This is a genomic window from Actinomycetota bacterium, from assembly GCA_030774015.1.
Taxonomy (GTDB): Bacteria; Actinomycetota; UBA4738; order UBA4738; family JACQTL01; genus JALYLZ01.
The window spans coordinates 16,379-35,867 of the sequence record JALYLZ010000053.1 but is presented as its reverse complement, the minus strand read 5'-3'; the positions used below and the strand labels follow the sequence as shown (position 1 = coordinate 35,867).

Below are 19,489 nucleotides of genomic sequence, written 5' to 3'. Positions count from 1 at the left end.
GCTCCCGGCTCTGCCGGAACGGTGAAGAAAGCGGTGAACTGGGCGTAGCCGGACATTCTAGTCCCGGCCACCGGGGGGGGAGCAAGCAACGCACAACCGAAATCTGGGAGGCGGCGGGGCCTCCGGAACGGGTCCACGGCACAGTGCCGGAGTACGCCCTTGGTCCTCCGGACGCCTCTGGCGTCTGCCGACCCCAGGTTGTCTTCGCTCACAGGGACTCCACCCATTTGGCCTAGCCTCTTCTTCGGCCGTTCCACTTGGAGGCTTGAGCACATGGCCTCGGCCGTCCGGGAGGGGCGTGGCCGCAGGCGGAGGGGCGCCCGGGCCGGACGGTCGTGTGGCGGAGGGCGAGCGGCGGACCCTCAGGGTTGGGCGGGGGACTCCGGGGCCGGGCGGGGGCCCCCGTCGACGCCGATCGAGCGCGCCACCACCTGCGCCACGTCCAGCACCTCGATGGCTCCGCCCTTGTCCCTGGACCCGTCGTCCAGCATGATCAGGCAGTAGGGGCAGGCCACCCCGAGGCGCTTGGCGCCGGTGGAGATGGCCTCCTCGGTCCGCTCCCGGTTGATGCGCTTGCCGAGATGCTCCTCCAGCCACATCCGGGAACCTCCGGCTCCGCAGCAGAACGCGCGCTCCTCGTGGCGAGGCATCTCGACCGTCTCCAGGCCGGGAATGGCGTCGAGGACGCGCCGGGGCTCGCCGTACACGCCGTTGTGCCGCCCCAGGTAGCAGGGGTCGTGGTACGTCATGAGGCCCTCGACGTCCTCGGTCGGCTTCAGCCGGCCCTCGTCGATGAGCCGGGCGAACAGCTGGGTGTGGTGGATCACCTCGTACGTGCCGCCGTAGTCGGGGTACTCGTTGCGGAGCGTGTTGAAGCAGTGGGGGCAGTTCACCACGATCTTCTTCACGCCCTTCGAGTTCAGCGTCTCGACGTTCTGTTCCGCGAGGGTCTGGAACAGGTACTCGTTCCCGATCCGCCGGGCCGGGTCGCCGTTGCACAGCTCCTCCGGCCCCAGGATGGCGAAGGACACGCCCGCCTTCTGGAGCACCCGCGCCACGGCCTGCGAGATCTTCCGGGCCCGGTCGTCGAACGAGCCCGCGCACCCCACCCAGTACAGGTACTCGGGCGCCTGGCCGTTCCCCTCCCAGGTTGGCACGTCGAGATCCTTCGCCCAGTCGCCCCTGGTGCCCTGCGTCATGCCCCAGGGGTTGCTGGCGTTCTCCAGGTTCCTGAGCAGGGTCCCGGCCTCGGCCGGGAACCGCGACTCCGCCATCACCAGGTTCCGGCGCATGTCGACGATGTGGTCGACATGCTCGATGTTCACCGGGCATTCCTGCATGCACGCACCGCAGGTGACGCAGGACCACACCACCTCGTCGTCGACCACGTCGGGGTTCAGGGGCGCCTTCTCGTAGTCCTGGCCGGCCTTCCGCGCCGCCAGGATCTTCGGTCCCTGGTCGAACAGGTGGTCCCGGAGGTTCATGATCAGCAGCTTCGGCGAGAGCGGCTTCCCCGTGTTCCAGGCGGGGCAGACGCTCTGGCACCGGCCGCACTCCGTGCACGCGTAGAGGTCCAGCGCCTCCTTCCAGGTGAGGTCCTCCAGCGTGGCGGCGCCGAGCGTCGGTATCTCGTCGGAGGTCTCCAACGCCTCCATGTCGATCTTCAACGGCCGGAGCTTCCCCCGGGCCTTGGTGTTGGAGAAGAAGACGTTGAACTCGCTGGTGATGATGTGGAGGTGCTTGGAGTACGGGATGTAGACCAGGAACGCCAGGATCAGGGTGACGTGCGCCCACAGGAACGCGTAGTTCAGGCTGGAGAGCGCGTGCGGGCCCAGGCCCGTCCACAGGTGTGAGAGCGGATTGGAGATGAAGTACCAGGACTGATTGGAGCCGCCGCCTCCCGCGATGGCGATGGCTGTCGACTTGATCCCGAACAGCGTGAAGATGATGCCCGCGATCCACAGCAGGATGTAGTCGGCCTCGCGCAGATGCGACCCCTGGAACCGGTCGGGCCGCTGCACCTTCCGGATGAGGAAGGCCGTGGCCACGCCGACCAGCACGAGTGCGGCGAACAGGTCCTGGATCAGGTTCAGCCCTGCGCTCCCGCCGATCAGCGGGATGTCGAATCTCCGGGAGTAGATCTGCCCGATGGCCTCGAGGATCGTGGTCAAAAGGACCAGGAACCCCCAGAAGATGAAGGCGTGCATCAGCCCGGGGACGGTCCGCTGGAGCAGCTTCCGCTGCCCCAGCACGACCGTGGTCTCCAGCTCCAGGCGCTTCGGGAGATCGTCGAAGCGGTTCACCGGCTGCCCCAGCCGCACCAACCGATACAGCAGGAACGTCCGGCGGGCGAAGATCGCGATCGCCGCCGCGAGCGCGAGCGAGATCAAGATGGCGCCAACCACCGAGCCTCCCTGTTCAGGACGCGCGAGTCTAGGAACAGCTTGCTCCGCGCCGCATCCTACCCGCCGGTAGGTTCCGTCACACGCGTCGAGGGAAGGCGCGCCAATGCAACGCAGCGCCTCAGTACGAGCGAGGCATGCCCAGCACGTGGTGCCCGACGTAGGCCAGGATGAGGTTGTTGGAGACCGGTGCGATCGAGTACAGGCGGGTCTCCCGGAACTTGCGTTCAACGTCGTAGTCGCGGGCGAACCCCCAGCCCCCGTGGGTGTCCAGGCACGCGTTGGCCGCCTGCCAGGATGCCTCGGAGGCGAGGAGCTTGGCCATGTTCGCCTCCGCGCCGCAGGGCTCGCCCCGGTCGAACAGCCAGGCGGCCCTGGAGCGAACGAGCGCCGCGGCCTCCACCGCGGCGTGGGCCCGAGCGATCGGGAACTGCACGCCCTGATTCGCGCCGATGGGCCGGCCGAAGACGGCGCGCTCGGTGGCGTACCGGGCCGCCTTGTCCACGAACCACCGCCCGTCGCCAATGCACTCCGAGGCGATCAGGATCCGCTCGGCGTTCATGGCGTCCAGGATGCAGCGCCATCCGCCGCCCTCCTCGCCGATCAGCGCGTCGGGCGGAACCGCGAGGCCGTCGATGAACACCTCGGTAGTCGCGGAATTCATCATGGTGGGCAGGGGCCGGATCGCCACCCGGTCACCCGCCTCCCGAAGGTCCACCAGGAACACGGAGAGGCCGTCGGTGGGCCGCTCCACCTCTTCCATGCGCGTCGTCCTTGCCAGCAGGAGCATCAGGTCGGACTGGAGGGCCCGGGACGTGAACACCTTCTGCCCCCGGATGCGGTACCCGTCGGCGGTCCGCTCGGCCGTGGTCTCGATCCTGGTCGTGTCCGAGCCCGCGGTGGGCTCGGTGATGCCGAAGGCCTGCAGCCGGAGCGACCCGTCGGCCAGGGAAGGGAGGTACCGACGCTTCTGGTCGTCGGATCCGTGCCGCAGGATCGTGCCCATCACGTACATCTGCGCGTGGCAGGCCGCCCCGTTGCCGCCGGACGCGTTGATCTCCTCTAGGATCGCGCTGGCCTCGGTCACCCCCAGTCCGGCGCCGCCGTACTCGGCGGGGATCAGGCAGGCGAGCCAGCCGGCGGCGGTCATGGCCCGGACGAACTCCTCCGGATAGCGGTCTGGCTCCAGCTCCCGCCAGTAGGCGGGCGGGAACGCCTGGCAGGCCTCCCGGACGGCCGCGCGGATATCGACGAGCTCGCGCGGCGTGGAGAAGTCCACAGTCGCTACCCGGGTGCCACCGCGGCGCGGGGAACGCGCCGCGCCGCGGCGTCGGCGAATGCCTCGTCCACGGCCGCGAGCGGGTAGACGGTCGGGGTCAGCCGGTCCCACGGACCGTCGGTGCGGTCCAGGAAGGCCAGAGCCTCCCGGAGCGCCCACGGCTCGTAGCAGATCAAGCCGATGATGGTCCGGCTCAGCAGCGTGACCTGGGACGGATCGAAGTCGAACGAGGCCCCGGCATGGACGCAGCCGCACTCCAGGTAGCGGCCGCCCGGCCGGACCATCCCGATCCCCTCGGCCACGGCGTCGGGGTGCCCGACGAACTCGCAGACGACGTCGGCGCCCCCGTCGGTCTCCTTCCGAACGGCTCGTACGCGTGAGCGCGCATCGGGCAGCTCGTTCAGGTCCAGGGTGACGTCGGCGCCGAAGGCCGCGGCGAGCTCGAGGCGCGAGGCCACGGCGTCCAGGGCGATGACCCGTGCGGCGCCCATGGCCTTCGCCACCGCGCAGGCGAACAGCCCCAGGCCGCCGGCGCCCTGGACGACCACGGTCTCGCCCACCCGAAGACCCGCCGCGTCCAGGCCCTGGATGGCCTGGGCCACGGCGCAGTTCGCGGCTGCGGCCACGGCGTCGGACAGACGATCCGGGACCCGGTAGACGATCTGTCCGGGGGGAAGATGGTGGTGGGTGGCCAGGGGGCCCACGAAGAACGGCGGCTCGCTGGCGGACTGCCCCTGGGACAGGAAGTGGTGGTTGCGCTGGCAGGCCCGGCTCCGACCCGCGGCGCAGTTGCGGCAGCGACCGCAGGGGAGGAAGTACCTCCACGCGACCCGGTCGCCCACCGACAGAGGCAGGCCGTCGGCATCCGTCTCGACGCCGTCACCGAGGGCCTCCACCACGCCCACCGCTTCGTGGCCCAGGACCACGGGCATGGCTCGCCCCAGGGCGACCAAGTCGATGTGCCCCTGCCAGAAGTGCAGGTCGCTGCCGCAGATATTGGCCTGGAGCACGCGCACCACCATCCCGCCAGGCTTGGGCGGAGGAACGTCCCGGTATCGAAGCTCGAACGGACGTCCGGGTCCCGCGAACGCGGCGAGCGTCCCTTCCACTCCACCTCCAGACAGTGGATCGGTCGACACCGACCAGCGGCCCGACTGTACATGACGCTGGTTGTGGCCCCGATCGAGGCCCAACCAGGGATACCCTGGGTGTGGATGTCCGGGCCCGAAGCCCTCCGTGGCATCAGGAAGGGACTCCTGATGCTCCTCTCCGTGATTGCCCTGGCGTCCTGTACGGGCGGAGGCGGTCCCACCCCGTTGCCGTCCGGGACATCTGGCGGCATCTATCGCGACCCCGCAGGGTGGTCGATCCAGGTCGAGCCGGGTTGGCGGGTGGTCCCCTTCAGTTCGTCAACCGGCGGAGTGAAGGCGGCCGGGGCGCAGATCTCCAACTTCCGGCTCCCGCCCCCCATCGTCCGGTCCGGGTTCCCGATCCAAGCGAACGGGCTGGTCCTCCCGGCACGCGGGATCGCGCTCGTCATCGGCACGGACCAGGACTCCAAGGTGGCCAGACAGGGCCCCATCGCCTCGCCGCCCCTGTCCTACCCAGCGGGGTGGCTTCAGGGAAGCTCCACTGCGGACGACCCTTCGATGGCTACGATCTGGTTCCAGGCCGGGCCCGGAGAGCAGGTCTTCCTCGCCACCCTCAAGATCGGCACGGATGCCTGGGACCACCGTAGTGACCTCGACGCCGCGACCCGCATGATCCGGTCCATTTCCTTTTGATGGACCGGCCAGCTCTCGACCTCTAAAGTGCGCTCGTGCTCGCCCGACGTCCCGCCGCGTTCCTCGTTGTTGCGGCCGTGCTCCTGGCAGCGACGGGGAGAGCCGGCCCCGCGGCTCGGGGCAGCGTCACCACCCGGTCCTCCCGAGCCGCGGCCAATGCGCCGGCGCGAGTTCGAGCCGCGGACCGGGTGCGGCCCGGGCAGGATCGGATTCGTCCGGACCTGGTGGCGATGGTCAGGCGGTACCGGGGTCACTCGGCCCATTCGTGCTTTCTGGATTTCTCGGGGGACATCCTCATCCCCGGCGACATGGTTCGGGGCCGCTCATGGGGGATGTGGACGGCGACGGAAGCGTCGATCAGGTCACCGTCCACGCCCGCCGGCCCACCAACCGGGCGTGCCGGTACTGGCTGTCGGTCCGGACCTCCCGGGGCCGGTTCACGACGCAGCTTCCGACTCCGCCTCGGAACAGCACGGCCCGGGATGATTACGAGATGTTCCTGGCTCCGGAAGGCATGTTCCACCTCCCGGGCGAGCGGGGCCGGCTGATCTACGTGCGGCTCGGTTTGGGAGCTTCGGGGAGCCACGGAACCCTGTACATGGTCCGGGGCTCCTCGATCCGCCGGCTGGCCTTCGAGGGTGAGCGGTGGGACTCCCGATACACCGGGAACATCTGGTTTCCCCAGTCGGCCGAGTACGGAGACGCGACTGGCTGCATCAGCGGAGCTCCGCGGACGGTGGTCCAGACCAGCTACCAGGGGCGGGGTGCCACGGCCACGTACGACGTCACGCGAGCGTTCTTCCGACTGGAGGGTCAGCGGTTCGTCCTCTTCAGGAAACGTCACCTGGTGGTGCAGGACTCCAGGCTCGGGCACTTCGCGGAGCTGGGAGGGACCCCGTTCCACACCTGTCCGGGCCGGATCGGCATGGCCGGTCTCTGACCACGCCGGATCAGGTGACGCAGGTGGCCGTCGGGATCGCCACGAGCGCGAGGGCCACGACGACGAGGACGGCCGTGCCCGCCACGGCGAGTCCGCGGAGTCGTCCTGGGGAACCGGTGGCGGCCACGAGCACGCCGACGATGACCGGCACCGCGACCACGGCCAGCAGGAGCGGTGACCATCGCTCGGCGCCATGACCTGAACTCCCCGGCAGGCACGGGTGCCACAGGCCGGTGGCCCGCCCGAACGACCTCCGGAGCGATCCGAGGGACAGCCCGACCAGCGCTCCGGCCAGCACGAAATTGACCACGCCGACAGCCAGGGCCAACCCTCTGGGCGGAGTCCTCACGCAAGGATGTACGGTGGCTGCACCCGTCACGGATCGCCTCTGAACCTTGACACTAAGACACTCAATCTTTATCCTTTTCTTCAGCTAAGGAAACTCCAAGTCAGGAGGCACGTTCAATGGCTAGAGCTGTGGGAATCGACCTCGGCACGACCAACTCCGTCGTGGCCGTGCTGGAGGGCGGGGAGCCGACGGTCATCCCCAACGCGGAGGGGCACCGCATCACGCCCTCCGTGGTCGGCTACTCCAAGGGCGGGGAGATCCTGGTAGGCGAGGTCGCCAAGCGCCAGGCCATCACCAATCCCGACCGCACCATCCGGTCCATCAAGCGAGAGATGGGACGCAAGGACTGGACCCTCGAGATCGACGGGAAGAAGTGGACCCCCCAGGAGATCTCCGCGCAGATCCTGGCGAAGCTGAAGCGGGACGCGGAGGCCTATCTCGGCGACAAAGTCACCCAGGCCGTCGTCACCGTTCCGGCGTACTTCGACGACTCGCAGCGCCAGGCCACCAAGGAGGCCGGCGAGATCGCGGGCCTCGAGGTGCTCCGGATCATCAACGAGCCCACCGCGGCAGCCCTGGCCTACGGGCTCGACAAGCAGCAGGACCAGACCGTGCTGGTGTTCGACCTCGGCGGCGGGACGTTCGACGTGTCGCTGCTCGAGATCGGCGAGGGCGTGTTCGAGGTCAAGGCGACCTCGGGCGACACGCACCTCGGGGGCGACGACTGGGACCAGCGGATCATCGAGTGGATGGTCAAGACGTTCAAGGAGCGCGAGAACGTCGACCTGGCCAAGGACCGCATGGCCCAGCAGCGGCTGAAGGAGGCCGCGGAGAAGGCCAAGATCGACCTGTCCCAGACCACCGAGACCACCATCAACCTGCCGTTCGTGACGGCGGCGCCGCAGCCGGATGGTTCCATGAGCCCGCTGCACCTGGAGATGAAGCTCACCCGCGGGGAGTTCGAGCGGATGACGGAGGACCTCCTGGAGCGGTGCAAGGGTCCGTTCAAGCAGGCCGTGGCGGACTGGGGCAAGGACGTCTCGCAGATCGACCACGTGATCCTGGTGGGCGGGTCGACCCGCATGCCCATGATCCAGGAGCTCGTCCGCAGCCTCACCGGAGGCAAGGAGCCCCACAAGGGCGTGAACCCCGACGAGGTCGTGGCGGTCGGCGCGGCCATCCAGGCCGGCGTGCTGAAGGGCGACGTCAAGGACATCCTGCTCCTGGACGTGACGCCGCTGTCGCTCGGCGTCCAGACGCTGGGCGGCATCTTCACCAAGCTGATCGAGCGCAACACCACCATCCCCACCCGCAAGAGCGAGACCTTCACCACGGCGGAGGACAGCCAGACCACCGTGGAGATCGACGTCCTCCAGGGTGAGGGCGAGACCGTGTACTCGCCGGGCGTGCGCTCGCTGGGCAAGTTCCACCTCATGGGCATCCCGCCCGCGCCGCGGGGGATGCCGCAGATCGAGGTGGCCTTCGACATCGACGCCAACGGCATCGTGAACGTCTCGGCCAAGGACCTCGCCACCGGCAAGGAGCAGGCCATGACCATCACCGGCGGCACGGCCCTTTCCAAGGAGGAGATCGACCGGATGATGGTCGACGCCGAGAAGTTCGCGGAGGAAGACCACAGTCGTCGCGAGGCCGCCGAGGCCCGCAACTCCGGCGACCAGCTCACCTACCAGGTGGACAAGGCCCTCACCGAGTACGGGGACAAGGTCCCGTCCTCGGACCGTGAGGAGCTGGTGGCGGCGAACGACGCCCTGAAGGAGGCCCTGAAGGGCGACGACGTCGAAGCCATCCGCTCGGCCACCCAGACGACCATGCAGTCGTTCCAGAAGGTCGGTCAGGCCATGTACCAGGCCCAGCAGGCGTCGGCGGAGGCTGGCCAGCAGGCCGCCGCGGGCGGGGCCGGTCCGGGCGGCGAGTCCGGCGCGACCGGCGAGTCCGGCGGCGACGGCGAGGTCGTGGAGGGCGAGATCGTGGACGAGGGGAGTGCGTCGTGACGGGCGAGCGCGATCGCCACGACGAGCCGGAGGAGCGGCCGAAGGTCAAGGTGACCGACAAGCGCCGCGTGCACGCCGACGAGCCCGCCGGCCACGGTGGCCACGAGCGGCCGCCGGTCATGCAGGCGGGCGGCGACCCGGTGCTCGGGGTGGGCGAGGGCGTCCCGTCCGACGACCTCGAGCAGGCCAAGCGCCAGGCCGCCGAGTACCTGGAGCACCTCCAGCGGATCAAGGCGGAGTTCGACAACTACCGCAAGCGCGTTCTGAAGGAGCAGACCCGGGCCGTCGAGATGGCCTCGGAGCCGCTGGTGCGGCGGCTCCTCGAGGTGCTGGACGAGTTCGACCTGGCTCTGATGGCGGCGGAGCAGAAGCCGGACTTCGACCGGTTCCTGCACGGCGTGGAGCTCGTGTACGCGAAGCTCCAGGAGATCCTGCGGTCCGAGGGGCTCGTGCGCATCGAGGCTGACGGCAAGCCATTCGACCCCGAGCGCCACGAGGCGCTGATGCAGTCGGGCCAGCAGGACGGCGAGCCAGTGGTGGCGGACGTCCTTCGGCAGGGCTACACCCTGAAGGGCCGGGTCATCCGTCCGTCCGGTGTCAAGGTCGTGCGGAAGTGATCCGGAGGCCCAGACCGTGAACGGGGACGTCCGCCGGGAGTGGCTGGAGAAGGACTACTACCAGGTCCTGGGCGTCCCCCGGAACGCCTCCCAGGCCGAGATCAAGAAGGCCTACCGGAAGCTGGCCCAGAAGCACCACCCGGACGCCAACTCCGGGAACAAGGAGGCGGAGGAGCGCTTCAAGGAGATCTCCGTCGCCTACGACGTCTTGGGCGACGAGGCCAAGCGTAAGCAGTACGACCAGGTCCGGCAGATGGCCGGCTCCGGGTACGGCGGCGCGGGAGGTCCCGGTGGCTCGGGCGGCTTCGGCGGATTCGGGGGCCCGGGTGGCCAGCGGGTCCACGTGGAGGGGTTCCCGTTCGGCGCCGAGGGCATCGGCGACCTCGGGGACCTGTTCAGCGTGTTCACCGGCGGGCGGGGACGGGGCCGGGGCGGCCGGCAGCCCTCGGCCGGGACCGACCTCCAGACCGAGGTCCGGATCTCGTTCGAGGACGCCATGGAGGGCACCACGGTCCCGGTCAAGATCCGGGGACCCGTGCCGTGCCCGACGTGCGGCGGGTCCGGCGCCGAGCCCGGGACCTCGGCGGTCACCTGTCCGCAGTGCGGCGGTTCCGGGCAGGTCTCCGTGAACCAGGGGTTCTTCCAGATGGCCCAGACCTGTCCCCGCTGCGGGGGAACGGGACGGGTCGTCGAGCACCCCTGCCACACGTGCCAGGGGTCCGGCCTGGAGCAGAAGACCCGCCAGTTCTCCGTGAAGATCCCGGCCGGGGTGCAGGACGGGGCGCGGATCCGGCTGTCCGGTCGGGGCGAGGCCGGACGGGCGGGCGGGCCGCCGGGCGACCTGTACGTGGTGGTGCGGGTGGCGCCCCACCAGCTCTTCGGGCGGAAAGGGCCGGACCTCACCCTCGAGCTTCCGGTCACGTTCCCGGAGGCGGCCCTCGGCGCGCACGTCGAGGTCCCCACCCTGAACGGCCCGGTCACCCTGAAGATCCCGTCGGGGACCACGGCCGGGAAGACGTTCCGGATCCGGGGCAAGGGAGCGCCCAAGCGCGGCGGGCACGGCGACCTCCTGGTGACGATTCGCGTCGACGTCCCCCAGAAGCTGTCCCGGGAGGAGAAGGACCTGCTGCGGAAGCTCCAGGACGCGCAGAAGGAGTCGCCGCGAGCCCGTCTGGGAGTGGAACGGTGAGCGCCTCGAGGAGGAGAGATGGCCAAGCGGAGTGACCACAGCCGTCCGGACGACCTCGGCGTGTACATCATCAGCGTCGCGGCGGAGCTGGCCGGGGTGCATCCGCAGACCCTTCGCATCTACGAGCGCCGGGGCCTGCTCCGGCCCTCCCGGACCGCCGGCAACACCCGGCGGTACTCCGAGCGCGACATCGCCCGGCTGCGGACCATCCAGCGCCTGACCCAGGACGAGGGCATCAACCTGGCCGGCGTGAAGATGATCGTGGAGCTCCAGAACCAGCTCGAGCGGACCCGTCGCCAGCTGGAGGCCACGGCCCGCGAGCTGGACCGGACCCGCCGCCTTCTGGGCGACGAGCTCGAGCGGCGGCGTCGCGAGAACCGGCAGGCCTCACTGGTGCTCCTGCGAGAGGTGCAGCGGATGCCGTGGGAGGTGACCTCGTGAACGTGGCCCCGGACCTGGTGGAGCTGCGCGGAGAGCGGGTCGTGGTCCGTCCGCTCCGGGCCGAGGAGACCGATCGCTACGTGGCCCTGTTCGAGCCCTCGGACGAGGCGGACCGCCGCTTCGCCGGCGCGTTCGGACCGCCCCGGGAGAAGCTGCTGAAGCGCGTCGAGACCTCGGGAAGGTTCGTGGACTCGCACCTGGAGCTTGCCATCGAGGCCGACTGCGAGTTCGCCGGGATGATCCAGGCGCACAACTCGCCGCGATGCTTCCCGCCTGGTGTGTTCATGATCGGGATCACGCTCGAGCCGGAGCGCCGGGGCCGGGGGGTGGGCCGCGAGGCCGTCGCGCTCCTGACCTCGTACCTGTTCGAGCACGAGGGCGCCGAGCGGGTGGAGACCCCCACCGACGTCGAGAACGTTCCCATGCGGACGGTGAACGAGCGGCTGGGGTTCGTGATGGAAGGCGTGCTGCGTTCCTTCATGCCGACGGCGGAGGAGCGCAGGGACCACTGCATGTACGCGATGACGAGAGACGACTGGGAGAACGCACACACCACATGGACCTTTCGAAGCTGACACTGAAGACACAGGCGGCGCTAGAGGCCGCGCGCGAACAGGCCTCCGCCCGCAACCAGCAGGGCATCGAGCCCGAGCACGTCCTGTTCGCGCTGCTGTCCGACCCGGAGGGCGTGATCTTCCCGCTGCTGCACAGCATGGGGACGTCGCCGCGCACGCTCCGGGACCGGGTGGACGAGGCGCTGGACCGGATGCCGAAGGTGTACGCGCAGAGCAGCGCGGGAGGCGGCGCCGGGCCGGACATCTACCTGTCGGCCGCGACCCGACACATCCTGGAGCGCGCGTTCCAGGAGATGGCCGCCCTCGGCGACGAGTACGTCTCCACCGAGCACCTCCTGCTGGCTATGCTGGAGGGGGCGTCCAACGTGGCCCGGCTGTTGAAGGAGGCGGGCCTGACCCGGGAGGGCGTGCTGTCGGCGCTGGCCCAGGTCCGGGGACGCCAGCGGGTCACCGACCCCAACCCGGAGGAGAAGTACCAGGCCCTGGAGCGGTACGGGCGTGACCTCACCGAGCTGGCCCGCTCCGGCAAGCTCGACCCGGTGATCGGGCGGGACGACGAGATCCGCCGGGTCATCCAGGTGTTGTCGCGCCGGACCAAGAACAACCCGGTGCTGATCGGCGAGCCCGGTGTGGGCAAGACCGCCATCGTGGAGGGGCTGGCCCAGCGGATCGTTTCCGGCGACGTGCCGGAAGGGCTGAAGGGCAAGCGCGTGGTGGCCCTCGACATCGGGGCCCTGGTGGCCGGCTCGAAGTACCGCGGCGAGTTCGAGGAGCGCTTCAAGGCCGTGCTCCGCGAGATCGCCGACTCGCAGGGCGAGATCATCACGTTCATCGACGAGCTGCACACCGTGGTCGGCGCCGGCGCGGCCGAGGGCTCCGTCGACGCCGGCAACATGCTGAAGCCGATGCTGGCCCGCGGCGAGCTCCGGGCCATCGGCGCCACGACCCTCGACGAGTACCGCAAGCACGTGGAGAAGGACCCTGCCCTTGAGCGCCGGTTCCAGCCCGTGCTGGTGAACGAGCCGACGGTGGAGGACACCATCGCCATCCTCCGCGGGCTGAAGGAGCGCTACGAGGTGCACCACGGCGTCCGGATCCAGGACTCCGCGCTGGTGGCCGCGGCGCTGCTCTCGCACCGCTACGTCTCCGGGCGGTTCCTGCCGGATAAGGCCATCGACCTGGTGGACGAGGCCGCGTCGCGGCTTCGCATCGAGATCGACTCCATGCCGATCGAGATCGACGAGGTGGAGCGGCGCATCAAGCAGCTCGAGATCGAACGGGCCGCGCTGCGCAAGGAGACCGACCAGGCCTCGAAGGAGCGCCTGGAGAAGCTGGAGCGCGAGCTGGGCGACCTCCGGGAGCGAAGCGGCGCGATGAAGGCGCACTGGCAGCGTGAGAAGGAGCACATCGACCGGATCCGCTCGCTGAAGTCCCAGATCGAGTCCGCGCGCGGCGAGGCCGACCGGGCCGAGCGCGACGGCGACCTCGAACGAGCCGCTGAGCTCCGATACGGCCGCATCGTCGAGCTCCAGAAGCAGCTCGACGCCGAGAACGACGCGCTGGCCGAGCTCCAGTCCGAGCAGAAGATGCTGAAGGAGGAGGTCGACGAGGAGGATGTCGCGGAGGTCGTGTCGAAGTGGACCGGCATTCCCGTGTCCCGCCTCATGGAGGGCGAGGTCGCCAAGCTCGTGCGGATGGAGGACGCACTGCACGAGCGGGTGGTCGACCAGCACGAGGCCGTCGAGGCGGTGGCGAACGCCATCCGGCGGTCCCGCGCCGGGCTGTCGGACCCCAACAAGCCGATCGGATCGTTCCTGTTCCTGGGGCCGACCGGCGTGGGCAAGACCGAGCTGGCCCGGGCCCTGGCGGAGTTCCTGTTCGACGACGAGCGGGCCATCGTCCGCATCGACATGAGCGAGTACCAGGAACGGCACACCGTCTCGCGTCTCATCGGCGCGCCGCCCGGCTACGTCGGCTACGAGGAGGGCGGCCAGCTCACGGAGGCCGTCCGCCGCCGCCCCTATTCGGTGCTGCTGCTGGACGAGATCGAGAAGGCGCACCAGGACGCGTTCAACGTGCTGCTGCAACTGCTGGACGACGGCCGACTGACCGACGGGCAGGGAAGAACCGTCGACTTCCGCAACACCGTCGTGATCATGACCTCGAACCTGGGCTCGTACGTCTACACCGACCTCACGGCGAGCGCCGAGGAGCGGCGGGAGAAGGTGATGGCGGAGGTCCGGGCCACGTTCCGGCCGGAGTTCCTGAACCGGGTGGACGAGATCATCGTGTTCTCGCCGCTCGGCCGGGACGAGATCGCCCAGATCGTGGACATCCAACTGCGGCTGCTCCAGGAACGCCTGGCGGCGCGGAAGCTGACGGTGACGCTGACGGCCGCGGCCCGCGACTACCTGGCCGACCGGGGGTTCGACCCGACGTACGGGGCGCGGCCCCTGAAGCGGCTGATCCAGCGCGAGGTCCAGGACGCCCTGGCCATGAAGCTGCTGTCGGGCGAGATCCGCGACGGCGATCACCTCGACATCGACCGCGGCCCCGAGGGCCTCGAGTTCCGCGTCGGGGACCCCACGACGGTGTTGCCGTAGCTCGTTTCAAGCCAGGCCGGCCCGGGGCCGATCTCCTGGAGCGTGACGCTCCTGTTCTGGGTTGTCCTTGCCGTGGGCGCGGTGGTGTTGGCGGCGGTTCGAGCTCGAAGCCGGGCTCGCCGCCAGGCGGCGCTGCTGCGGCTGGCCGATGCCTTCGGACTGGGATACGCGGCCACCGACGTGTTCGACGAGCGCTGGGAGCCGTTCCGGCTGTTCGGGATGGGCCGGACCCGGGGCATCGAGAACGTCGTCTACGGCCAGTTCGAGGGTGCGGACGTCCGGGCGTTCGACTACTGGTACCGGGAGGGAGCGGACCGGGACGGGGCGGCGCAGGTGGCGTTCGAGGCGCCGCCGCCCGGCCTGGCCGCTTGGATCGGACTGACTCGGCGATTCTCCGGTCGGCGGCGTCCCCGCGTCGTGCCCGAAGCTCGTGGTCAAGCCGAAGCGGCTCCGAGACCGCGTGGCGGACATCGCGGGCATGCCAGTGCCGCTCGAGTCAGAGCGGTTCAGGCGAAGGTTCCATGTCCGGTGTGAGGATCCCCAGTTCGCGGTGGCGTTCCTCGACCCGAGGGTGATGGACGCCCTGCTCGCGCTGCCCAAGCCGACGACGCTGGCGCTGTCCGAGAACCGGCTGCTCCTGGTGTCGAGGCAGCTGCCGCCGACGTCGGTCATCCGGCTCCTGCACGATGGCAAGCGCGCTGGTGCGCGCGGCGCCTCGCGTGACGGCCTCGCTCTATCCCCTGCGGCCGGGCTTCCGTCCCGAGGACGAACAGGGGTCTGCGTCCACGATCCGGTCAGCCGTCGACCAGGTCTTCCTCGGGCGGCCCGAGAGCCTCGCCGACGCCGACTTCGAACCCCGGCAGGAGTGCTGAGCCCAGGCGCTCCCCTCGGCCCAGCAGGGCCGGTGTGACGTAACGGCCCTCGTGGAGCCGGTACACCTCGATCCGGTCGGCGTCGAGGTCGACATACCAGTACTCGGGGACGCCGAAGCGCTCGTACAGCTCGCGCTTGCGGACCAGCTCGAGCCGCCGGGTGGAAGGAGAGGACACCTCGACCACCAAGTCTGGGGCGGAGCGGACGAACTTCTTCTCGACCCGCTCGGCGTGGTCGCCGCGCACGAAGAGCACGTCGGGCTCGACCACGTTGGTGTCCGAGAAGTAGACATCGGTGGGCGCCGGGAAGACCTCGCCGCCGTGTCCGCGGGCGTACAGACCCAGCTCTAGAACCAGGAACGCGACCGCGCGCTGGTGCCGGGTCGACGGTGCCGCGGTCACGACGAGCTCCCCATCGATGAGCTCGCGCCGGAGGTTGTCCTCCGGGAACTTCCCAAGGTCGTCGTACGTGAGGCCGGTCGTCTGCTCGATCGCCATCGCACCTCACCTCCCACGGCGCGGGACGCTACCGCGAGGCTACGGCATGTCCCCGCTCCACGCTCCACCCCGGGCTTCCACGAAGGTTGTGAGGTTGTGCTAGCGTCGCGTTGCTCTGTAATCATGTAAGCGCACAAGAGAGGAGGCGAAGGATGGGTGAGAGGGAAGAGAAGCTTCAGGGCTGGTTCGCGGGACGGATTCCGGACGGCTGGTTCGAGGGCGCGCCCGAGGTAACGGTCGACCGCGAGGAGATCCTGGTGGTGGGGACGCTCCCGGACGTGGATGCGGGCGCCGACGCGACCGACGCCACCAGGGCGGCTGCCCGCGCCGGGCGGATCAAGCAGTTCCGGGAGGACACTCGCGAGGCGCGGATGCGGATCGCCCGGGAGGCGGAGCACCGTTTCGGCCGGAAGGTCTCGTGGGGTGCGGTGTGCGGCGGCGAGCGAGAGCTGTTCACCACGGTGTCAGTCCCGATGATGACCAGGCTGCGCATGCCCGAGCGGAAGGTGCTGGACACGCTGGTGGACGCCGGCGTTGCCCGCAGTCGCAGCCACGCCCTGGCCTGGTGCGTCAAGCTCGTCGCGGAGAAGCAGGGCGAGTGGCTGAAGGACCTCGAGGAGGCCCTCACCCACGTGCAGAAGGTCCGCTCGGCCGGCCCGATCACCGGCGCGTAGTCCAGCGCGTAGGGTGAGGGTGTGAGGCTCGGCCTCCAGATTCCCTCGTTCACGTGGCCCGGCGGCCCCGAGCAGATCGGCCCAACGCTGGTGCGGATCGCCCGGGCCGCCGACGACGCGGGCTACGACTCGATCTGGGTCATGGACCACTTCTTCCAGATCGGTGGGGTGGGCCCGGTCGAGGAACCCATGCTGGAGGGGTACAGCGCCCTGAGCTTCATCGCCGGGCACACCTCGCGGGCCAGGCTGGGCACGCTGGTGACCGGCGTGACGTACCGGCACCCCGGAGTCCTGGCGAAGACGGTGACGACGCTCGACGTGTTGTCCGGCGGGCGGGCCTGGCTGGGGATCGGGGCGGCGTGGTTCGAGCGCGAGCACCGCGCCCTGGGCGTGCCGTTCCCGCCCGCGGGTGAGCGGCTCGGCCGGATGGAGGAGGCCATCCAGATCTGCCTCCAGATGTGGAGCGAGGACGACGGCCCGTTCCGGGGGCGGTACTACCATCTCGACGAGACGCTGTGCTCGCCGCAGCCGGTCTCGAAGCCCCACCCGCCGGTCATGATCGGGGGAAGCGGCGAGAGACGAACCCTTCGGCTGGTGGCCAGGTATGCGGACGCCTGCAACGTCTTCGGCGACCCCGACACGGCCCGACACAAGTTCGATGTCCTCCGGCGGCACTGCGAGGCCGAGGGTCGCGACTACGACCAGATCGAGAAGACCGTCTATTTCACCGTGGACGTCGGGGAAGACGGCGAGCGAGCCTCGCGGGTCGTGGACCAGCTGGGCGCGCTGGCGGAAGCGGGCGCACAGACCGCGATCGGCGCGCTGCGAGGCGTGCACCACATCACGCCCATCGAGATCGTGGGGCGCGACGTGATCCCGCAGGCCGCGGGGCTGTAGTGTCGTTGGGCGGCCTGCTTTTCGGCGTCAGCATCAACCAGTCGGCGGCGCCGGACGCGGACCCGGTCGCCGAGGCGCGGCGGGCCGAGGACCTCGGGTTCGACTTCGTGAGCGTCACGGACCACCTGCACGGCACCCGACCCACCCACGAGACGTGGACGCTGCTCACCTGGATCGCGGCATCGACCGCTCGCGTCGGCCTGGTCACGGACGTCCTCGGCCTTCCGTACCGGGCGCCCTCGGTGATGGCGAAGATGGCGGCCTCGCTCGACCTGCTATCCGGAGGCCGGCTCACGCTCGGGCTGGGGGCGGGCGGCTCGGACGAGGAATTCCTGGGCTACGGCCTTCCGCTGCGCTCGCCGGGGGAGAAGATCGAGGCCCTGGCCGAGGCCATCGAGATCCTCCGAGGCATGTGGACCACGCCGTCGTCCACGTTCCAGGGCAAGCACTTCCGGACCGAGGGCGCGGAGCTGGAACCGAAGCCGGACCGGCCCATCCTCATCTGGCTCGGCACCTACGGCAACCGGGCCCTGGAGCTGACGGGCCGGGCCGCCGACGGCTGGATCCCCTCCTACCCGTTCGCGCCGCCGGACGTGGTCCCTCAGAAGATGGAACGGATCCGGCGCGCCGCGGAAGCGGCGGGGCGCGACCCCACCGCGCTCACCTACGCCTACAACGTCGGCGTGAGAGTGGACGAGCAGGCCACCCCGCGGCCCGGGCGAATGGTGTCGGGTGGACCCGACCGGGTCGCCGAGGCGCTTGCCGGGTTCGCTCGCATCGGCTTCACGGCGTTCAACCTGTGGCCGGTGGGCGACACAGCGGAACAGCAGGAACGGCTGGCCCGCGAGGTCGTGCCCATCGTGCGCGCCTCCTCGGCGGGCTGACCGGCCTTCCCCTCGACCGGGCGATCCCCGATACTCCCCTCCATGGGACCTGCCCTGATCGTCATCGTGATCCTGGCCGTCATCGCGGCGGGCATCTACTTCGGCTGGTACGCGAAGAAGAAGCGGCGCGAGGAGCTGGCCCGCATGGCCACGCAGCTCGGGCTGGAGTACTCCCCGCAGGACTCCTTCAACCTGCTGCGGCTGCCGTTCGGGCTGTTCCGGTTGGGAGACGGGCGGGGAACCGAGAACGTCCTGTCGGGGACGTGGCAGGACATCCCGCTCCAGGAGTTCGACTACTGGTACTACGAGGAGTCGACCGACTCCAAGGGCAACCGGACCAAGAACTACTACCGGTTCTCGTGCGTGGTGTCCGTGCTTCCGTTCGCCAGCCCGCACCTCAGCGTGACCAGGGAGAACCTGTTCACCCGGCTGGCCGACCACCTGGGGTTCGAGGACATCAACTTCGAGTCCGAGGACTTCAACCGGAAGTTCCAGATCAAGTCGAAGGACCGCAAGTTCGCCACCGACCTCATCGACGCCCGCATGATGCAGTGGATGCTGGCCACCCAGAACGGGTGGGCCTACGAGCTGTCGGGGCCGCACCTCCTCTGCTACCACAAGCGACTTCGGCCGGTGGAGCTGACGCCGCTGCTCGGGACCATGAAGGAGTTCCGGGAGCACATCCCCCGGGTCGTCTACGGGCTGTACGGCTCGGGCGCGTCGGGTAGTGTGACCTCCTGAACTCGACGCACAGGGGGGACCAATGATCGTTGTGTGGGTGATCCTCGGGATCGTCGTCCTGCTGCTCTTGGCAGCGATCCTCTCCTACAACCGCTTCGTCTCGCAGCGGAACCTCATCCGCAACGCGTGGGCGAACATCGACACCGAGCTCCGCCGGCGGTACGACCTGATCCCCAACCTGGTCGAGTCGGTCAAGGGGTACGCCGCCCACGAGCGCGAGGTGTTCGAGGAGGTCGCGCGGACGCGCGCGACGGCCATGCAGGCCACCGGCTCGCCGGCCGCGCAGGCCCAGGCGGAAGGGCCGTTCGTGCAGGCCCTGGGACGGCTGTTCGCGGTGGCCGAGAACTACCCGCAGCTGCGGGCGACGGAGAACTTCCAGCAGCTCCAGGCGGAGCTGTCCAACACCGAGGACCGCATCCAGACCTCGCGGCGCTTCTACAACAACAACGTGCAGGACTACAACCGGCGGATCCAGCAGTTCCCGTCGATGCTCATCGCCCGGATGTTCAACTTCAAAGAAGAGGAGTTCTTCGAGATCCCCGACGCCATCCGGGACGCCGGCGTGCCGCAGGTCAGCTTCGCCGACCAGGGTCCGGCCGTGACGTTCGGGACCAGCCCCGTGCGCGGTGCGGGGGAGCCCGCGCCCGCTCCGACGCCGCCCGCGCCCGGGTCGTCGCCGCCGGGTGGAGGTGGCTTCTCGGGCTGACGGCGGAGGGCGCCCATACGGGCAGG

Annotated in this window: 18 protein-coding genes and 1 pseudogene; 14 read left to right on the top strand and 5 right to left on the bottom strand. The window is 69.7% G+C overall.

Features of this window, described 5'->3' with window-relative positions:
• Positions 1 to 362: 362 nt before the first annotated feature.
• From M3Q23_05590 to M3Q23_05580, 3 genes are all read right to left on the bottom strand, one after another.
• Positions 363 to 2,405, bottom strand: coding sequence for a (Fe-S)-binding protein (locus tag M3Q23_05590; GenBank protein MDP9341575.1), 2,043 nt, complete (start codon positions 2,403 to 2,405; stop codon positions 363 to 365).
• Positions 2,406 to 2,523: 118 nt separating this feature from the next.
• Positions 2,524 to 3,681 carry an acyl-CoA/acyl-ACP dehydrogenase gene (locus M3Q23_05585; GenBank protein MDP9341574.1) on the bottom strand — a complete coding sequence of 386 codons (1,158 nt, stop codon included), beginning with the start codon at positions 3,679 to 3,681 and terminating at the stop codon, positions 2,524 to 2,526.
• 5 nt (positions 3,682 to 3,686) lie between these two features.
• Positions 3,687 to 4,790, bottom strand: a complete 1,104-nt coding sequence (locus M3Q23_05580; protein ID MDP9341573.1) for a zinc-binding dehydrogenase — start codon at positions 4,788 to 4,790, stop codon at positions 3,687 to 3,689.
• Between the two features lie 150 nt (positions 4,791 to 4,940).
• Between M3Q23_05580 and M3Q23_05575 the strand changes: the two genes are divergently transcribed.
• Both M3Q23_05575 and M3Q23_05570 read left to right on the top strand, forming a co-directional pair.
• Positions 4,941 to 5,465: a hypothetical protein gene (locus M3Q23_05575; protein MDP9341572.1), complete on the top strand. Its 525-nt coding sequence runs from the start codon at positions 4,941 to 4,943 to the stop codon at positions 5,463 to 5,465.
• Positions 5,466 to 5,790: 325 nt separating this feature from the next.
• On the top strand, positions 5,791 to 6,405 hold the full coding sequence (locus M3Q23_05570; protein ID MDP9341571.1) for a hypothetical protein: 615 nt from the start codon (positions 5,791 to 5,793) through the stop codon (positions 6,403 to 6,405).
• A 10-nt stretch (positions 6,406 to 6,415) separates the two neighbouring features.
• On the opposite strand, the gene M3Q23_05565 is transcribed toward M3Q23_05570, so the two are convergent.
• On the bottom strand, positions 6,416 to 6,733 hold the full coding sequence (locus M3Q23_05565) for a hypothetical protein (GenBank protein MDP9341570.1): 318 nt from the start codon (positions 6,731 to 6,733) through the stop codon (positions 6,416 to 6,418).
• A 137-nt stretch (positions 6,734 to 6,870) separates the two neighbouring features.
• On the opposite strand from M3Q23_05565, the gene dnaK reads away from it, so the two are divergent.
• The 7 genes and pseudogenes from dnaK to M3Q23_05530 all read left to right on the top strand — a co-directional run bounded on the left by dnaK (position 6,871) and on the right by M3Q23_05530 (position 14,725).
• Complete coding sequence (dnaK, locus tag M3Q23_05560; protein MDP9341569.1) at positions 6,871 to 8,766, top strand: molecular chaperone DnaK; 1,896 nt, start codon at positions 6,871 to 6,873, stop codon at positions 8,764 to 8,766.
• Positions 8,763 to 9,383, top strand: coding sequence for a nucleotide exchange factor GrpE (locus M3Q23_05555; protein MDP9341568.1), 621 nt, complete (start codon positions 8,763 to 8,765; stop codon positions 9,381 to 9,383). The genes dnaK and M3Q23_05555 overlap by 4 nt, the downstream gene beginning before the upstream one ends.
• Before the next feature lie 16 nt (positions 9,384 to 9,399).
• The gene (gene dnaJ, locus M3Q23_05550) at positions 9,400 to 10,572 is read left to right on the top strand and encodes a molecular chaperone DnaJ (GenBank protein MDP9341567.1); all 1,173 of its coding nucleotides are present in this window, start codon (positions 9,400 to 9,402) and stop codon (positions 10,570 to 10,572) included.
• A gap of 108 nt (positions 10,573 to 10,680) precedes the next feature.
• Positions 10,681 to 10,827 (top strand): annotated as a pseudogene (locus tag M3Q23_05545) (MerR family transcriptional regulator).
• A 167-nt stretch (positions 10,828 to 10,994) separates the two neighbouring features.
• Positions 10,995 to 11,588 carry a GNAT family N-acetyltransferase gene (locus M3Q23_05540; protein MDP9341566.1) on the top strand — a complete coding sequence of 198 codons (594 nt, stop codon included), beginning with the start codon at positions 10,995 to 10,997 and terminating at the stop codon, positions 11,586 to 11,588.
• Positions 11,570 to 14,191 (top strand): ATP-dependent chaperone ClpB, encoded by a 2,622-nt coding sequence (gene clpB / locus M3Q23_05535; GenBank protein MDP9341565.1) that lies wholly within the window; start codon positions 11,570 to 11,572, stop codon positions 14,189 to 14,191. Before M3Q23_05540 ends, clpB begins: the two co-directional genes overlap by 19 nt.
• Positions 14,192 to 14,233: 42 nt before the next feature.
• Positions 14,234 to 14,725: a hypothetical protein gene (locus tag M3Q23_05530; protein ID MDP9341564.1), complete on the top strand. Its 492-nt coding sequence runs from the start codon at positions 14,234 to 14,236 to the stop codon at positions 14,723 to 14,725.
• A gap of 260 nt (positions 14,726 to 14,985) precedes the next feature.
• Here M3Q23_05530 and M3Q23_05525 read toward each other — a convergent pair whose 3' ends face one another.
• The gene (locus M3Q23_05525) at positions 14,986 to 15,561 is read right to left on the bottom strand and encodes a Uma2 family endonuclease (GenBank protein ID MDP9341563.1); all 576 of its coding nucleotides are present in this window, start codon (positions 15,559 to 15,561) and stop codon (positions 14,986 to 14,988) included.
• Positions 15,562 to 15,713: 152 nt separating this feature from the next.
• Here M3Q23_05525 and M3Q23_05520 point away from each other — a divergent pair, with 152 nt between their 5' ends.
• Genes M3Q23_05520 through M3Q23_05500 form a run of 5 tightly spaced genes read left to right on the top strand, consistent with a single transcriptional unit; the run spans position 15,714 to position 19,463 of the window.
• Positions 15,714 to 16,235 (top strand): hypothetical protein, encoded by a 522-nt coding sequence (locus tag M3Q23_05520; GenBank protein ID MDP9341562.1) that lies wholly within the window; start codon positions 15,714 to 15,716, stop codon positions 16,233 to 16,235.
• Between the two features lie 21 nt (positions 16,236 to 16,256).
• Entirely contained in the window at positions 16,257 to 17,132 is an 876-nt protein-coding gene (locus M3Q23_05515) for an LLM class F420-dependent oxidoreductase (GenBank protein MDP9341561.1), read from the top strand.
• A gap of 5 nt (positions 17,133 to 17,137) precedes the next feature.
• Positions 17,138 to 18,016, top strand: a complete 879-nt coding sequence (locus tag M3Q23_05510) for an LLM class flavin-dependent oxidoreductase (protein ID MDP9341560.1) — start codon at positions 17,138 to 17,140, stop codon at positions 18,014 to 18,016.
• A 42-nt stretch (positions 18,017 to 18,058) separates the two neighbouring features.
• Positions 18,059 to 18,757, top strand: coding sequence for a hypothetical protein (locus M3Q23_05505; protein MDP9341559.1), 699 nt, complete (start codon positions 18,059 to 18,061; stop codon positions 18,755 to 18,757).
• A gap of 22 nt (positions 18,758 to 18,779) precedes the next feature.
• A complete protein-coding gene (locus tag M3Q23_05500) occupies positions 18,780 to 19,463 on the top strand; it encodes a LemA family protein (GenBank protein MDP9341558.1) in 684 nt (227 codons plus the stop codon).
• The last annotated feature ends 26 nt before the right edge of the window (positions 19,464 to 19,489 follow it).

Bases quoted from the DNA above. Each gene is read 5' to 3' on its own strand.
- M3Q23_05570 (MDP9341571.1), top strand. From the start codon at position 5,791: ATGGGGGATGTGGACGGCGACGGAAGCGTCGATCAGGTCACCGTCCAC.
- clpB (MDP9341565.1), top strand. From the start codon at position 11,570: ATGGACCTTTCGAAGCTGACACTGAAGACACAGGCGGCGCTAGAGGCC.
- M3Q23_05575 (MDP9341572.1), top strand. From the start codon at position 4,941: ATGCTCCTCTCCGTGATTGCCCTGGCGTCCTGTACGGGCGGAGGCGGT.
- M3Q23_05525 (MDP9341563.1), bottom strand. From the start codon at position 15,561: ATGGCGATCGAGCAGACGACCGGCCTCACGTACGACGACCTTGGGAAG.
- M3Q23_05500 (MDP9341558.1), top strand. From the start codon at position 18,780: ATGATCGTTGTGTGGGTGATCCTCGGGATCGTCGTCCTGCTGCTCTTG.
- M3Q23_05520 (MDP9341562.1), top strand. From the start codon at position 15,714: ATGGGTGAGAGGGAAGAGAAGCTTCAGGGCTGGTTCGCGGGACGGATT.
- M3Q23_05505 (MDP9341559.1), top strand. From the start codon at position 18,059: ATGGGACCTGCCCTGATCGTCATCGTGATCCTGGCCGTCATCGCGGCG.
- dnaK (MDP9341569.1), top strand. From the start codon at position 6,871: ATGGCTAGAGCTGTGGGAATCGACCTCGGCACGACCAACTCCGTCGTG.